This is a genomic window from Salinivibrio sp. EAGSL, assembly GCF_013366455.1.
GTDB classification, from domain to species: Bacteria; Pseudomonadota; Gammaproteobacteria; order Enterobacterales; family Vibrionaceae; genus Salinivibrio; species Salinivibrio costicola.
In genome coordinates, this window is record NZ_JABWMG010000017.1 from 54722 (window position 1) to 71248 (window position 16527).

The 16527-nt window shown below is 49.5% G+C and carries 9 protein-coding genes and 1 other annotated feature; of the genes, 4 read left to right on the forward strand and 5 right to left on the reverse strand.

Features of this window, described 5'->3' with window-relative positions; translation table 11 throughout:
• Nucleotide 1: 1 nt before the first annotated feature.
• Nucleotides 2-2461, reverse strand: coding sequence for a bifunctional aspartate kinase/homoserine dehydrogenase I (thrA, locus tag HLG76_RS11420; RefSeq protein WP_077576420.1), 2460 nt, complete (start codon nucleotides 2459-2461; stop codon nucleotides 2-4).
• A 25-nt stretch (nucleotides 2462-2486) separates the two neighbouring features.
• Nucleotides 2487-2604 (reverse strand) — a sequence feature (Thr leader region).
• A 164-nt stretch (nucleotides 2605-2768) separates the two neighbouring features.
• Here thrA and aceK point away from each other — a divergent pair.
• Together aceK and HLG76_RS11430 are read left to right on the forward strand one after the other, a co-directional pair.
• Nucleotides 2769-4508, forward strand: coding sequence for a bifunctional isocitrate dehydrogenase kinase/phosphatase (aceK, locus tag HLG76_RS11425; RefSeq protein ID WP_175993677.1), 1740 nt, complete (start codon nucleotides 2769-2771; stop codon nucleotides 4506-4508).
• 108 nt (nucleotides 4509-4616) lie between these two features.
• On the forward strand, nucleotides 4617-5090 hold the full coding sequence (locus tag HLG76_RS11430) for a hypothetical protein (RefSeq protein WP_077660082.1): 474 nt from the start codon (nucleotides 4617-4619) through the stop codon (nucleotides 5088-5090).
• 1 nt (nucleotide 5091) lies between these two features.
• On the opposite strand, the gene HLG76_RS11435 is transcribed toward HLG76_RS11430, so the two are convergent.
• Both HLG76_RS11435 and HLG76_RS11440 read right to left on the reverse strand, forming a co-directional pair.
• Entirely contained in the window at nucleotides 5092-5574 is a 483-nt protein-coding gene (locus HLG76_RS11435; protein ID WP_175993679.1) for a putative 4-hydroxy-4-methyl-2-oxoglutarate aldolase, read from the reverse strand.
• Between the two features lie 36 nt (nucleotides 5575-5610).
• Nucleotides 5611-6033 (reverse strand): DUF3293 domain-containing protein, encoded by a 423-nt coding sequence (locus HLG76_RS11440; RefSeq protein WP_077459812.1) that lies wholly within the window; start codon nucleotides 6031-6033, stop codon nucleotides 5611-5613.
• A 433-nt stretch (nucleotides 6034-6466) separates the two neighbouring features.
• On the opposite strand from HLG76_RS11440, the gene arcA reads away from it, so the two are divergent.
• On the forward strand, nucleotides 6467-7186 hold the full coding sequence (arcA, locus tag HLG76_RS11445) for a two-component system response regulator ArcA (protein WP_021022133.1): 720 nt from the start codon (nucleotides 6467-6469) through the stop codon (nucleotides 7184-7186).
• Nucleotides 7187-7277: 91 nt separating this feature from the next.
• Here the strand turns inward: arcA and arcB are convergent, their stop codons facing one another.
• Together arcB and HLG76_RS11455 are read right to left on the reverse strand one after the other, a co-directional pair.
• Complete coding sequence (gene arcB / locus HLG76_RS11450; protein ID WP_077576417.1) at nucleotides 7278-9650, reverse strand: aerobic respiration two-component sensor histidine kinase ArcB; 2373 nt, start codon at nucleotides 9648-9650, stop codon at nucleotides 7278-7280.
• Between the two features lie 9 nt (nucleotides 9651-9659).
• The gene (locus HLG76_RS11455) at nucleotides 9660-11453 is read right to left on the reverse strand and encodes a diguanylate cyclase (RefSeq protein ID WP_175993680.1); all 1794 of its coding nucleotides are present in this window, start codon (nucleotides 11451-11453) and stop codon (nucleotides 9660-9662) included.
• 607 nt (nucleotides 11454-12060) lie between these two features.
• Between HLG76_RS11455 and gltB the strand changes: the two genes are divergently transcribed.
• On the forward strand, nucleotides 12061-16527 hold the full coding sequence (gene gltB / locus HLG76_RS11460; RefSeq protein ID WP_175993681.1) for a glutamate synthase large subunit: 4467 nt from the start codon (nucleotides 12061-12063) through the stop codon (nucleotides 16525-16527).

A 16527-nucleotide genomic window follows, 5' to 3' on the forward strand; every position in this document is an offset into this window, starting at 1 on the left:
GTTATACTCCCAATTTCCAGCCGAGTGTTCGCATCAGATCCGCAAACACCCCCGCCGCCGTTACGGCAGTCCCTGCGCCGTAACCGCGCAGAACTAACGGAATTGGCTGATAGTAGCGGCTGTAGAATGCCAATGCGTTTTCACCGTCTTTGATTTTATTCATTGGATCATCACTGGCGACAGCTTGAATTTTCACAAAGCACTGGCCGTTCTCAATCCCACCAATATAACGCAATACTTTCCCTTCTTGCGCAGCCTGCTCCGACCATTGCTTAAAATAAGCATCCGCCTCAGGAAGCCGAGCCATAAAGCTGTCGACGTCACCGGATTGATCAAAGCCTGGCGGTAAGGCCGGCTCCACGTTGACGTCATCGAGTTCAAGCTCCATGCCAGCCTCTCGGGCTAAAATAAGAAGCTTGCGCGCCACGTCCATCCCGGACAAGTCATCCCGTGGATCCGGTTCGGTAAAGCCGTTTTCTCGCGCCACGTTGGTAGCTTCACTAAAACTTGCCCCTTCATCTAGTTTGCCAAAGATGTGAGACAGTGAACCGGATAAAATACCGGAAAAGCGTGACAGTTCATCCCCGGCTGCAATCAGGTTTTGCAAGTTTTCGATCACAGGTAAGCCAGCACCAACCGTGGTCTCGTACATAAACTTACGATGGGTTGCACGCGCCGCCTGACGCAGCTGGTGGTAATACGCAAGGCTACTGGTATTGGCTTTTTTGTTCGGCGTGATCACATGGAACCCCGCCTGTAAAAACGCCGTATATTGGTCAGCGACTTGTTGGCTCGAGGTGCAGTCGATCAGCACTGGGTTAATAATGTGATTACGCTGTACTAACTGGATCATGCCGGCCAAACTGAAGTCGGAAAGATGATTGGGTAAATCATCGCGCCAGGTATCCAGATCAATGCCTTGGCTGTTCAGCCACATGCCCTTGCTATTGGCCAACCCACACACACGCATCACAATCCCTTGCTGACGAAGCTTGGCCTGCTGACGACGAATTTGCTCGATGAGCTCGCCGCCGACCCCACCGACCCCAACAATGAAGACATCCAAATGGTGCTGGCTATTAAATAAGTTTTCGTGACAGGCTTTGACCGCCTCGGATACCCGCTCTGAGGGAACAACAGCCGAAATTGCACGCTCTGATGAGCCTTGAGCGATGGCAACAATATTGACATTCACTTCCGCCAGAGAGGTGAAAAAGCGCGATGCGACCCCTTTTGATGTGCGCATACCATCACCCACCAAGGAAACAATTGAAAGATCATCGATAAACTCAACCGGCTCGAGCAAGCCGTCTTTCAACTCGAGCTCAAAGTGGATACTCAGTGCTTTTTCTGCTTTGGTTTTATCTTGGTTTTGAATACAAAAGCTAATGCTGTACTCAGAGGATGATTGAGTGATAAGAACAACCGATACCCCAGCCGACGACATGGCGCCAAACACGCGTGATGCCATCCCCACCATCCCTTTCATGCCCGGACCTGACAGATTCACCATGCTCAAGTCACTTAAGGTAGTGATCCCCTTGATTGGCAGCTTGTCCTCGCCACTATCATCACCAATGAGGGTGCCTGCACCTTGCGGGTTGGCGGTATTTTTGATGAGGCAAGGAATATGGAACCGGGCGATCGGCGCAATGGTTTTAGGGTGGAGAACTTTGGCCCCAAAATAAGACAGCTCCATCGCCTCTTGGTAGCTCAGTGATTTTAGCAAGCGTGCATCAGGCACTAGACGCGGATCACAGTTGTAAACGCCATCAACATCAGTCCAGATCTCACAACATTGGGCGCGCACACACGCAGCCAGCACAGCAGCCGAGTAATCAGAGCCATTTCGCCCTAACGTAACCAGCTCACCGTTTTCATTTCCGGCCATAAAGCCTGGCATCAGCCCGATATGTTGCGCCGGGATCGGAGATTGTTTAAATCGCTGCGATGACGCTTCGATATCCACTTCGGCACTTAAATAACTGCCCGACGCAGCAAAATAATTAACGGGGTCAATATCAAACACGGCATAGCCACGAGCTTCTAAGAGCGCATGCATTGCCGCTACCGATAAACGCTCCCCTTTGCTTACCACGCGCGCATAGGTGCTATCGGGACACAAACCGAGCAGGCTCATGCCGTGCACATATTGACGAAGCTGTCCGAGACTACGGGTTAATTTGTCAAATAGAGGCTGAGTTTCAAGGTTAGGTTGACACTCGGCAAGCCCATGAAAAAGATCGGTAAAAAGGCTTTCTAACTCTTTAAGTGGCAGCTCTGCCTCACCATGTTTGACCGTGTTGTCGACCACTGAGACCAAAATATTGGTGACTTTAGCAGGCGCGGACAAAACCGCAGAGACATCACTTTGTCCTTGATTACTCAGAATAATATCGGCAGCGCGGCTAAATCGTTCGGCATTGGCCAACGATGTACCACCAAATTTTAAAACTCGCATCCTTTTGGGACCTCTCTCTTTAAGATAAAAAAAAGCCCGTACCTGGGAAGGTACGGGCTTTTTTTGGAAATTCTGTGCGTATCAGCCCGCACCAACACAAAGTGTGCCAGTAATAATGGTGGTTGTGGTGGTCAAGGTGCTGATCGTTAGTTGCATGTGTGTTGCGTTTATCATTTATTTTGTTGAGTTCCCCTTAGGTGTATCGAATCATGCTGCCAAGGTCAACAAAAAAGTGATGCCGATTGCTTTTTCAGCAAAACTCTGCGAGCTTGAACCGAGGGAAAAACGTTCACGGAAAGGAGCGAAAATGACACAGGACGCCATGGCGCAGCTGGTTGCAAACACCATCTTACAAGGCTCGGATGCCATGTACGGTCGCTTTCTTGATGTGACATCGGGCGCACAAGAACGCTTTGAACAACAAGATTGGCAAAGTGTGCAGCTTGCACTTAAAACGCGTATTCAATTTTATGACCACCATGTTGGCTTAGTCAGCCAACAGCTCCGCGCGATGCTTGGGAAAGAACACGCCACTCGCTCGTTTTTGATGGAGGTAAAAGCGGCCTATATCCGGTTGCTCGATGATTACCCGCGCTACGATATCGCTGAGAGTTTTTTTAACTCTGTCTACTGCCGGATCTTTGAGCATCGGAATATTCGTCGTGACAAATTGTTTGTGCAAAGCGCTCAAGGGGGACGGATTCCTAAGTACCCCACGCCACTACTTCGGCGGTTTCAATCTCAAGCAGGCATCTATGCCACGCTAGAACGAATGCTAGATAGCACACCGTTTACCCTACCTTGGCGAGATAAAACCGGTGATCTTAAGCGAATAACCCAAATCCTGCAGGCGCGCTTTGGCCCCCAGCTCACAATGAGCTTCACCCTTGAAATGGTCCGTCAGCCATTTTTCCGTAATAAAGGCGCGTATCTGATTGGCAGGCTCGATATGGCCAATCAACGCCGACCGCTGGTATTACCGCTCGCGATTTCTGATCACGGTGAGCTCTATATTGATGCCTGCATTACCGACAGTGATGACGTCAGTATCGTATTCGGCTTCGCTCGCTCCTACTTTATGGTTTACGCTCCGGTACCTGCCGCTTTAGTCGACTTTCTCAATCAGCTCATGCCCAATAAAACGCCCGCAGAGCTCTACACCGCCATCGGATGTCAAAAGCATGGTAAGACAGAGTTATACCGTGAGTTTCTTCATCACCTGGAAAACTCAGACGATTTATTTGATATCGCCCCCGGCGTAAAAGGCATGGTGATGTCTGTATTCACCCTCCCCTCATACGGGTTTGTGTTTAAAATCATCAAAGATAAGTTCGCACCGCAAAAACAAATGACCCATGCCCAAGTGCGGGAGAAATACCGGCTGGTCAAAGAGCATGACCGTGTTGGTCGTATGGCCGACACCCAAGAATACCGTCATTTTATTTTCCCTCGCGATCGGTTTAGTGACGCATTAATCGACGAACTGCTCGCGGTGGCGCCGTCTTGCATCACGGTGACCGACAGCGAAGTACGGATTCGCCACCTATACATGGAGCGGCGAATGATCCCACTTAATATCTATTTAGAGCAAGCGGCACCCGAGGCGATTTCCCAGGCGGTACAAGAATATGGCGATGCATTAAAAGAACTGGCCGCCGCTAATATCTTTGCCGGCGATATGCTGTTTAAAAACTTTGGTGTCAGTCGCCACAACCGGGTGATTTTTTATGATTACGATGAAATCGCGTATTTAACCGAGGTTAACTTCCGCCGTATTCCTCCGCCGCGTTACCCTGAAGACGAATTAGCGGCTGAGCCATGGTACAGCGTGGGAGAGAACGATGTATTCCCCGAGGAATTTCGTACCTTTTTACTGGTTAACCGAACGGTGGCAAAAGAGTTTGATCGTCTTCATCCTGAGCTATTTGAGGCGGCCTATTGGCAACAACTGCAACGTCAAGTGAAAGCGGGGCATTTTCACGATGTACGCCCATACAACGATGAAAACCGCCTGAGTCATACACAGATGGCAATAAAACCAGCTTGATCGTCACAGATCATGGGCTACAAAACGTTTTTTTGTCTACACTCACGATAGCGAACAAACAAGAACCCACCGAGCTCAGCGTTAATCAAAAGCTAAGAGGCAAAGGATGTGAGCGTAAAACAACTAGGATGGTTGGCCCTCGCCCTACACGTCGTGGCGACACCCGCGTGGGCTGAAAAACTCACGTGGAACACCGCACCTGAATTGGCGTCAGAGCATTTTTTTATTCAGTCTATTCCCTCGGCGAGCCAAGGCTTTGACAGCTGGACGGTCCAATCAGGCTATCGCTATCCACTACAGAATGTCTCTGTCTACATAGGAACACAGTTAAAAAGCGAGACTGCGCAATCGACCAGCGCGCATGGTTTACTCAGCGGCATTGATTATCATTTTACCGACAAGCTACGTGTGTCGAGCCAGATTAGCCATGACAATGATAACGCCGTAATTGATCAATGGGGCGTCAGCAGTCGCTACCAATTTAGCGACGCTTTTGGCGTCAATGCCGGACTAGATGTTGAGTTTGATGCCGACGCCGCCCCCGAATCTATCTATCAACTCGGGGTAGGGCTAAGTTTTTGATTCACGTGTTTAGCGGATTGGTGCACACGATCACACCATTTTGGTCTGCATACAGATAATCCCCCGCTGTCAGGGTGATCCCCGCAAGCGTAATCGCCACATCAACCTCACCTTGACCGTATTTGTGCGTTTTAATTGGACACACTCCCAGTGCTTTTATGCCCAGCGGTAAGGTGGATAAGGTGGCCGCATCACGCACGGGCCCGGCAATCACAATCCCCGCCCAATGGTTATCGACCGCACTTTGTCCAATTAAGTCGCCTAACAAAGCTCTATCCATGGCACCTGAACCGTCAACGACCAACACCTGCCCATCACCGGGCGACGTCAATAACGCCTTCACTTTCGAGTTATCGCGATAGCAACGCACCGTTCGCACTCGACCTTCAAAGCCACGTTTTCTCCCATAGTCAAACCATTGCATCGGAACCCATTGCACCGCGTCAGGGTGTTGGTCACATAAGTCAGGCAGTTTATCGTCCATGATATCTTTCTCCTCATTATTAATAGGGTGACTCGTTTACGTCTTTGCCGCCACCAACAAGGAAGAAAAACGCACGTTAAGTGATTGTGGCGTAAAGTCTGTCATTAAGGCAGGCAACAACCATAATGTATCGTTTTCAACCCAGTAAATCGCGTTTTGCTCCCAAGTTTTCGCCAAGGCCACGGCATCCGATGACGCAATCGCGACCGCAAAACCAGGTTCAAACCAACTTCCATCCGGTGCGCCACCATTCATCGGCCAATAACGGAGACCGGCCTGCGTCATCGCCTTGGCAAGCCGCTCATTACGTAAGTAATTCTCATTGTCAGATAAAGGTTGGCTGCGTGGATTAAATGCGGTAAGAATAGCAAATGCAGCCGCATCGGGCGCTTGAGGGGCATGAAAAGCGATCGATTGGTAAGTTTTCCACAAATCTTGCTGCGTATTTTGATCACACATTATTTACATCCATTGGCTACTAATACTATGCTTAATTACTAATTATGCGCGATTATTCATGAAGTTAAACGGATAGTTGGTACTAACTGACACGTAACATGCTTTTGATTGGGGTCAATAAAGGATGAAAAAAATCATCAACCTTCATCCTAATATATTGTTAGCGTGCTGTTAAATGAATACAATTGGCGATAATTAATGGATAGCACAGTGATCGGCTTGGCGTTGAATCAAGTCCGCCATGCCCCGTCTCAAGCTGGAACACACGGTGCGTTGTCTAGCATCGACGAACACTTCTCTATGGATGGCGTGCCATATGTTAGTTGCGAGGTTCGCGGTAGACATTCCTCGCATTTTGTAAATTTTTTTCACAGGCTAGTCGGTCTAGACTGTGGAATATAACCGGATTCTATTTAGATATTAGGTATCGCCAATGCAAACCCCGCAAATTCTGATTGTAGAAGACGAACAGGTCACACGTAACACGCTGAAAAGTATCTTTGAAGCCGAAGGTTACAATGTGTTTGAAGCCAGCGATGGCGACGAAATGCATCAAATCCTGTCAAACCACCACGTTCACCTTGTGATCATGGATATCAACCTGCCTGGTAAAAATGGCCTACTCCTGGCGCGTGAACTACGTGAACAAGGGGATATGGCACTGATGTTCCTGACCGGGCGAGATAACGAAGTTGATAAAATCCTTGGGTTGGAGATCGGTGCAGATGATTATATCACCAAACCGTTTAATCCCCGTGAACTGACTATCCGTGCCCGCAACCTGCTCACGCGTGCGTTAAGCAGTGTGAACGGGAGTGAAGAGAAACGTAATGTTGACGTTTATACCTTCAATGGTTGGACGTTAGATATTAACAGCCGTTCACTGATCAATCCTGAGGGAGAAACCTTCAAACTGCCTCGTTCTGAGTTCCGTGCATTGCTTCACTTTTGTGAAAACCCTGGCAAGATCCAGACCCGTGCTGAACTGCTGAAGAAAATGACCGGCCGCGATTTGAAACCGCATGATCGTACGGTTGATGTCACCATTCGCCGGATTCGCAAGCACTTTGAATCGCACAGCGACACGCCCGAGATTATTGCCACCATTCACGGTGAAGGCTATCGCTTCTGCGGCGAGATTGAAGAGCAGTAAGTGTCAACGCCAAGCCGATAGTCGGTGAAAACTACCGTTTGTACAGGCAAAAGGCGCCCAATCTAAGGCGCCTTTTTTTGATCTTATCAGGTTAACGGTGAGTGTCGCTTTGCTCATCTAACCAGGCTTTTAATACCGCTAAATCGTGCGGGTAACCCGCTTTTATTTCATCGATCCAATCAGCAATGTTTTCCCACCATGCCGGTAAATCAGGCGACTGAGCTTTTTGCGCGACTTTTTGGATATGTTTTAACCCCACCGACCCCGCGGCGCCTTTAATTTTATGGGCTTCTGAAACAATGCCGTCTTGATCGCGTGCGGTCATGTTCGAGTCTAAGATCGCGATATAGTCTGGCATGGTTGCTTCAAACATTTCGATACTTTGGCGTACAGGCTTAATTCCCACCAGCTCGACGTATCCGGTGAGCATGTCCATATCCAATAAGCGCTCAGCTTGCTCATTCGCCACTGGCCGCGCCGCTTGCGTCTGAGGTTCAGATTCAGCAGTCTGCGCGGATACCGCCTCACCGGCCAAAGCATGATGCGAAATCACGTGATTGAGGGCTGAGACACTAATGGGTTTACTGATAGCATCGTCCATACCTTGCGTTAAGTAGCTGTTTTTATCGTTGATCACATTGGCCGTCAGAGCAACCAAGGGCGGTAAATGTGCGTGATGCTGTCGCCATGTCGCGGCGACATCAAACCCGGTCATATCCGGTAACTGAATGTCGAGTAAGACGAGATCAAACGCGCCAGGCACAAAAGCATCAAGCGCGGCTTGCCCGTCGCGAGCAACGGTGACGTCATGACCCAGGCTTTCAAGCAAGCTGGTGGCGACGGTGATATTCAGCTCAATGTCTTCGACAAGCAAAATACGTAACGCATTGTTTATCAGCGCAGGGGAAGGCATCTGTTCTTCATTGGGTTCACTCAGTGGCACACTCACCGTAAGTGTAAACGTACTGCCTTGACCTTCTTCACTGTCGAGGCTGATATCGCCACCCATCAAACGCGCCAGTTTACGCGAAACGGCTAAGCCAATCCCAGTGCCCACGGCATGTAGGTTTTCACCTGCTTGTTTTACCTGATAGTACATTGCAAAGATCTTATCTTGCTCATCCGCAGGGATCCCAATACCACTGTCTTCAACATCAAAACACAGATGAGCAGTATCGTGATCAACCTCAGCACTGACCGTGATAATCACACAACCTTGCTTGGTAAACTTGACCGCATTCCCCACCAGGTTCCAAAGAATTTGCCGTAAACGGGTCGCATCCACTGCAACGTACTCGGGCAAGTCCGTGACCCGCTCGAGTTCAAAACGTAGGCCTTTTTGCTCCGCCATCAATGTCGATATATTATCAATCTCGGTCACAAACTCGCGCAGATCGATGCTGGTAGGATGCAATGACAAACGTTTTCGATCGGATTTATCTAAATCGATAATGTCATTAAAAATGTTACCTAGCGTGATGGCACTAACGTAAATGGTGCGTAAGTAATTACGCTGTTTATCGTCTAATTGAGAGTCGAGCAGTATTTGACTGAGCCCCACAATGCCATTCAACGGGGTACGAAGTTCATGACTAATGGTCGAAATAAACGCTGTCTTTTCTCGACTCGCTTTTTCTAGCGCGTCTTGGTAACGCTTACGCTCGGTGATTTCGCGTCCAAAGCCGAGTAATCCTAGATGTCGCCCGTCTCGTGAAAAGAAAGGGACTTTGCGCAACTCAAAATAGGCTTTTCGACCATCTTGATATTCCAGCCATTGTTCATAGGTAATCGAGACATTGGCATCAAAAACTTGCTGGTCCGTTTCAACCACTTTTTCAGCAATATCTTCACGATAAACATCCCAAGGCGTCATGCCCTTTAGGGTTTTCTCATCGTAACCGGTGAGCTCTTCCATTGCGCGATTGCAACCGGAAAACTGGCCCTGGGCATTGCGGTAATAAATTAAATCGGGCGAGGCATCGATAAATGATCGCAGTAACGCGGTTTGCTCAGCCAATTCTAACTGGGCTTTTTCACGCTGATAAACTTCATTTTCCAGATCTTTAATCGCCTGTTGCCGCGCTTCCTCAGCTTTTTCTCTTTCTTCTATCTCTAAGTTGAGCTGCTCAATGTTCTCGGTTAATTGACGGTTTAAACGCATATCGCGCGCGCGCATTTCTTCAAGTTTTGAGACGAGCTTGGATAAACGTTGACGAGACTCTTCCAGTTGATCCACCACCACTGATAAAAAATAGACCGCCCAGGGAGTGATGATCAGACCAAAAAATACAGAACGAATAATGTCGATATTCTGGACCGTACCTTCAAGCACCAGCGTGATGCCCACTTGCACCACAACCGCCAGCGCTACTAAGGCTAAGGCGAGCAGCATGCTAAAGCGCACAATCCCGAGTTTAACCAGTAAATCGACATAATATTGTGCGAGGACTTTAAGTTGTTTCATAAAGGATGATTAACCGCTAGATTCTAGGTAAGTCGACTCGGCGACCGAGGCGCGTCGAGGGCTTGATCCGTGTGGTGTCGGCATGCCTTTCACTACACTCACTTGATTTCGACCGTTGCGTTTAGCTTGATATAAAGCGCGATCCGCTTGCTGGATTAAATCACCGTAATCACCATCCGCGGAGGGTGTCACACAAGCAACGCCAAGGCTGATAGTAATTTTACCGGTAATCACTGCCTGATGATGGGCAATGTCTGCCGATAGCACCCGCTCGCGTGCAGTCTCGGCAACCTGGATAGCGCCGTTCAGTTCGGTTTGCGGCAATATAATGGCAAACTCTTCGCCGCCATAACGCGCCACCACATCAAGCGGCCGGTGAACGGCTGAGGTCAACGCGTTTGCCACTTTTTGTAACGCCCAGTCACCTTGTTGATGACCATAGTGATCATTGTACAGTTTAAAATGATCGATATCACAGAGGATAAAGGCAAGTGGCGTGCCTTCACGCGCTTGTGAACGCCACAGTTTGCTCAGCTGTTCATCTAAACTACGTCGATTCGCGACTTGGGTGAGGCTGTCGACAAAACTGAGTGCTTGCAAAGCCATAATGGCGTCGGCAAGCTGCTGTTGCGTTTCTTTTCTTTCGGTAATATCCCGTGCCATCAGCAAAATGGCAGGGTCGCCCGTCACCGGATCTTGAATGCGTGATTTTGCCACCTCATACCAGGTTTGCTCGCCTGACTGACCAAGAATGACATCCTCATAAGTCATGGTTTCACCCGTATCCAATACTTGTTGATCACGCTGTCGGTGTTGATCGAAGATATCAGGATCAACCACTTTCTGCGCAGGGGCGTTTTCCAACGCCTCAATCGTAGTGCCTAATGCATCAGCATAAGCTTGGTTGCAAGCCAAGTGATAGTAGTCTTGGTCATAGATCCCAATCGGATCGATACTCGACTTAAAAATCGCACTGAGTAAATGACTGCGTTGCTCTAAGACCTGCTCAACGGATTGGCGCTGTTGCGCTTCTTTTTGTAATCGCTCTTGCATCTGGTGCCAGTTGGTCACATCGTGGCTGATACACAAGGTACCAATGATTGCCTGTTTATCATTTTTAAGTGCGGTGATATTAGTCTCTAATAAACAGCTTTCATCATTGTGTTGTGTCGCCCATGTCCGTTCAGTTTGAGGCTGCGTCAGCGGCTGATCCGCTTGCCAAACAATGGCCTCTTGCTCACGGCCTTGCCAAAAACGATCAAATGCCGCATTGGTACCGACCACATTCCCTTCCACATCTTGAAAGCACACCAACTCCTCCAGCGAGTTAATCACGCTCAAGAGTACGCCTTGCTCTTGCTCATGAAGCTGCCAATGGGTGCGCTGATCCGTCGATGATAAGGAGACAACCCATGCTCGCTTTCCTCGACAACGAATCGGTAACCCCGATAACTGCACGTTGACACGCACCCGATTCGCCCCCGGCGCTCGGACTTTCGCATCAACATGAGAAAAAGGTTGCGGCCAGGGCTGTGCTAGGATGAATGCCTGAACGGCTTGCTGCTGTCGCGGGGTAGCGGTTTTAAATTGCTGTTGGCTATCGACCAGTGAAAAGGTGTCTACGCATGCAGCATTGGCATATAAAATGTCGCCCTGTTCGGCAGTCACAATGGCATGCGGCGTTTCCAAGCTGGCCATGTAAACCTGCCAGTCAGATAGCGCCACTGTCTCTTGACGCGCTCGCCATCCGTAACCCAGCACGCCACCGGCCAATAAAACAAGCAAAAAAATAAAAAACGCCATGCCGCTCCTGTGACCTTGTCCCTAATGTGTTCTATCCAGTTTTCACTCGCATCGTATTCTGCCACACATTACATTAGGGGAGTGATTACCCTGTTCACAGCTTTATAAATATCATCTGTTATTTTATTACATCAATCTGTAGTGATTTTCGCTATGAAAGTGGACGCATAAAACGCACCCTTCTCTGTTTGTTGTTAAAATTAGAATATCTACTCAAATTCTGCCTTTATTTAATAATTATTTAACTAAAAAGCATAATTGCGAATAGCTATTATTCCCTGATTATCCGCATTAAAAGCACGCTAAATCATAACCTTAAATCGTCGTTTTTTACATTTGTATATGCATAAAGATTGCATACAAAAATTTGACCTTTGCGGGGTTTCCCGTTAATTTGGAAGGTCGCTGAGTCGTGTTTTCCCCTTATTTGATTCGGTTATTGTTTTTAAAAACAGCCAGTTAAATAACCAATAACCGACAAATCTCGTTAAAAAATCACAACATAACGGGAGCATAGTCACAAGGCTAAGCCCGCTCAGAGTGGTCAGGAGGATCACGACAATAAATGCAATCACTGCGCATCACGCAGTAGCAAGGGAGAATTGCAATGTCGCTGTACAACCCAATGCTGGAAAAAGATAACTGTGGTTTTGGCCTTATTGCCCACCAAGAGGGAGAGCCAAGCCACAAACTGGTTCGTACCGCTATCGCTGCACTTGACCGCATGACCCACCGAGGTGGTATCAACTCAGACGGTAAGACAGGCGATGGTTGTGGATTGCTGCTGCAAAAGCCAGACCGCTTTTTCCGCCTTATCGCTGAGCAAAATCAATGGAAGCTTAGCCGCCTTTACGCGGTCGGCATGATTTTTCTAAGCGCCGATCCAGCTAAAGCCCAACAAGCCAAACAACGCTTCGAGCAAGAAATCAACGCTGAAACCCTTTCAGTGGTGGGGTGGCGAACGGTACCGACCAATCCTGACGTACTTGGAGACATCGCCAAACAGTCTCAACCGGTGATTGAGCAAGTCTTTATCAATGGACCAGCCGGCTGGCGAGCTCGCGATCTCGAACGTCGCCTTTACATTGCACGTCGTCGCGCCGAAAAGGCCCTCACCGATGATGCAGATTTTTATGTGACCAGCTTGTCGACCCAAACCATTGTCTATAAAGGACTGTGTATGCCGGCAGATCTGCCGCGCTTTTACACTGATTTGGCCGATCTTCGCCTTGAGTCGTCGATTTGTTTGTTCCACCAGCGTTTTAGTACCAATACACAGCCGCGCTGGCCGCTTGCCCAACCTTTCCGCTACCTCGCACACAATGGTGAAATCAACACCATTGAAGGCAACCGCCAGTGGGCGCGGACCCGTGCGTATAAGTTTAACTCGCCATTATTGCCAGATTTATACCAAGCGGCGCCATTTGTGAATGAATCCGGTTCAGACTCATCTAGCCTCGATAACATGATGGAAGTCTTTCTTGCCGGTGGTATGGACTTGTTCCGAGCCATGCGCCTGCTTGTGCCGCCTGCTTGGCAAAATCATCCAGATATGGATGATGAGCTCCGCGCATTCTATGATTTTAATTCGATGCATATGGAGCCTTGGGATGGCCCAGCCGGCATCGTGATGTCAGACGGTCGCTACGCGGCCTGTAATCTTGACCGAAACGGTCTGCGTCCAGCGCGTTATGTAATCACCAAAGATAAATTTATTACCTTGGCATCTGAAGTCGGCATCTGGGATTACGCACCGGATGAAGTTGAGGAAAAAGGGCGTGTCGGGCCAGGCGAGTTGCTGGTCATTGATACACGAGAAGGGAAAATTTGGCACTCGGGTGAAATCGATAATGAGCTCAAAAGCCGCCACCCCTATCGCGAATGGCTCGATCAACACGTCCGTCGCCTGACGCCTTTTGAAGATCTGGATCCACAAACCAGTGAAGGCAGCCGCAACTTGCAAGATGGTCAGCTCAAGACGTATCAAAAGCTGTTTGGTATGTCGAACGAAGAGATTGATCAGGTAGTCAAGGTCTTGGGTGATATCGGCCAAGAAGCGACCGGCTCCATGGGCGATGACACACCAATGGCGGTGCTTTCTTCGCGTCCGCGCTGTGTCAGTGACTATTTCCGGCAAAAATTTGCTCAGGTCACCAATCCACCTATCGATCCGTTACGGGAAAATCACGTGATGTCATTGGCGACCTGTATCGGTCGCGAGATGAACGTCTTTTGCGAGACTGATGGCCATGCCGAACGGGTTGCCTTTAAATCGCCCGTACTGCTGTTTTCAGATCTGATCCAGTTACTCGAGCTGGACGACACCTATTACCGCAATACGGTTCTCGATATTAACTACAACCCGAACGAGAAAGATCTTCACCAAGCGATCCTTGACCTTTGTGATCAAGCTGAGCGCTGTGTCCGTGATGGCACCGTCTTGGTCGTGCTGTCCGATCGCACTATTCATAAAGACACGCTCCCAATCCCAGCCGCCATGGCCGTCGGTGCAGTGCAAAAACGTTTGGTCAGCAAGAACCTGCGCTGTGATGCCAACATCATCATCGAAACCGGTAGCGCTCGTGATGCCCATCAGTTTGCGGTGTTACTCGGTTTTGGCGCCACCGCGGTTTATCCCTATTTAGCCTACGAAACTTTGGCTAATTTGGTCGATATTGGTGCGGTCAACCAACCTTATCGTGACGTCATGGTTAACTTCCGTAATGGCATCAATAAAGGCCTTTACAAAATCATGTCGAAAATGGGGATCTCGACCATTGCGTCTTACCGCTGCTCGCAACTGTTTGAAGCCGTAGGTCTGCATGACGATGTCATTGAACTTTGCTTTAAAGGCGTCGCGAGTCGGATTCAAGGGGCAAATTTTGACGATTTCCAACAAGACCTCATCAACCTTGCCCGTCGCGCGTGGATTAAACGCAAACCGCTTGAGCACGGTGGCTTGCTCAAATATGTGCATGACGGTGAGTACCATGCTTATAACCCCGATGTAGTGACCAACTTGCAAAGCGCGGTCCGCTCGGGTGAAACCATGGATTACAAAACCTACGCCAACACGGTCAATGAACGTCCGGTCGCGACCTTGCGTGACTTAATGCGCTTGAAAAAAGCACAAACGCCGCTTGCACTCGAGCGCGTAGAACCCGCGACCGAGCTGTTTAAACGCTTTGATTCAGCCGCTATGTCAATTGGCGCTTTAAGTCCAGAAGCCCATGAAGCTCTCGCCATTGCCATGAACCGTCTAGGCGGTCACTCCAACTCTGGAGAAGGCGGTGAAGATCCACGTCGCTTCAATAGCGAGCGTAATTCTCGGATCAAACAAATTGCCTCGGGCCGCTTTGGCGTCACCCCGCACTACTTAACTAATGCCGACGTGCTGCAAATCAAGGTCGCGCAAGGTGCGAAACCGGGTGAAGGCGGGCAGCTACCAGGGCATAAAGTGACCGCAGAGATCGCGAAACTGCGCTTTTCCGTGCCTGGAGTCACCCTGATTTCGCCGCCGCCTCATCATGATATTTACTCAATTGAAGATTTAGCGCAGCTGATCTTCGACTTAAAACAAGTGAATCCGCAGGCACTGGTCTCGGTTAAGCTGGTCTCGGAACCAGGTGTTGGCACCATTGCCACTGGCGTCGCGAAAGCCTATGCCGATCTGATTACCATTTCGGGTTACGATGGCGGTACCGGTGCCAGCCCGCTGACATCGGTGAAGTATGCAGGTAGCCCTTGGGAGCTCGGCCTAGCCGAAACCCAGCAAGCTTTGGTGGAAAATGGCTTACGCCACAAAATTCGCCTGCAAGTTGATGGCGGCTTGAAAACCGGTCTCGACATTATTAAAGCGGCGATTTTAGGCGCAGAAAGTTTCGGCTTTGGTACCGCCCCCATGGTGGCACTCGGTTGTAAATATCTGCGAATTTGCCATCTCAACAATTGCGCGACCGGTGTGGCAACCCAGGATGAAACCTTGCGTCGCGATCACTTTAAAGGCCTCCCCGAACAGGTGATGAATTTCTTCAAAGGCCTGGGTGAAGAGGTGCGCGAACTGCTCGCTGAGCTCGGGGTCGAGAAACTCACCGATCTGATTGGCCGTACCGACTTATTAGAGGCAGTTGAAGGCTTTACCGCCAAACAGTTGAAACTGGATTTAATCCATATCCTTGAGGCGCCAACGCCTTGGCCGGGAAAAACCTTATATTGCAGTGAGCCGAATACGCCATTCGATAAAGCGGCGCTGAACCAGACTCTGCTGAGTGAACTGAGTGATGCGATTGAGGCGAATCATAGCGCGAGTATTTACCGCTCGGTCCGTAATACCGACCGCTCAGTCGGTGCTAGCTTGTCAGGCGTCATCGCCAAACGCTATGGCAATGCCGGAATGGCAGCCAATCCGCTCGATATTCAGCTGCAAGGCACCGCAGGCCAGTCTCTGGGGGTATGGAATGCCGCTGGAGTCAACATTACCCTCATCGGTGATGCCAACGATTATGTCGGTAAAGGCATGAGTGGCGGACAGATTGTCATCCGTCCACCGGTTGGATCGGCGTTTGCCAGCCATGAATCCACCATTATGGGTAACACCTGCCTATATGGTGCAACGGGCGGCAAGCTCTTTGCTGCGGGTAAAGCAGGAGAGCGCTTTGCGGTACGCAACTCAGGCGTCCATGCCATTGTGGAAGGCGCAGGCGATAACGCATGTGAATACATGACAGGCGGTATTGTGGCAATTCTAGGGCGCACCGGTGTCAACTTTGGCGCTGGAATGACTGGCGGCTTTGCTTATGTGCTGGATGAAGAGGGCGACTTCCATGCCCATATCAATGCTGAATTGGTCGAGGCACTCTCACTGGAAGCTCTCACGATCCACCAAGAGCATTTACGTGGCTTAATTGCTCAGCATTTTGAGCTAACTGGCTCGGATCGTGCAAAACAGCTACTGGATGAGTTTGATCATTGGGTGCATCGCTTCTATTTGGTCAAACCCAAAGCGGCGGATGTGAATACTTTATTAGGCCATCAAAGTCGTAGCGCGACCGAGTTGCGCGTTCAGGCGCAATAA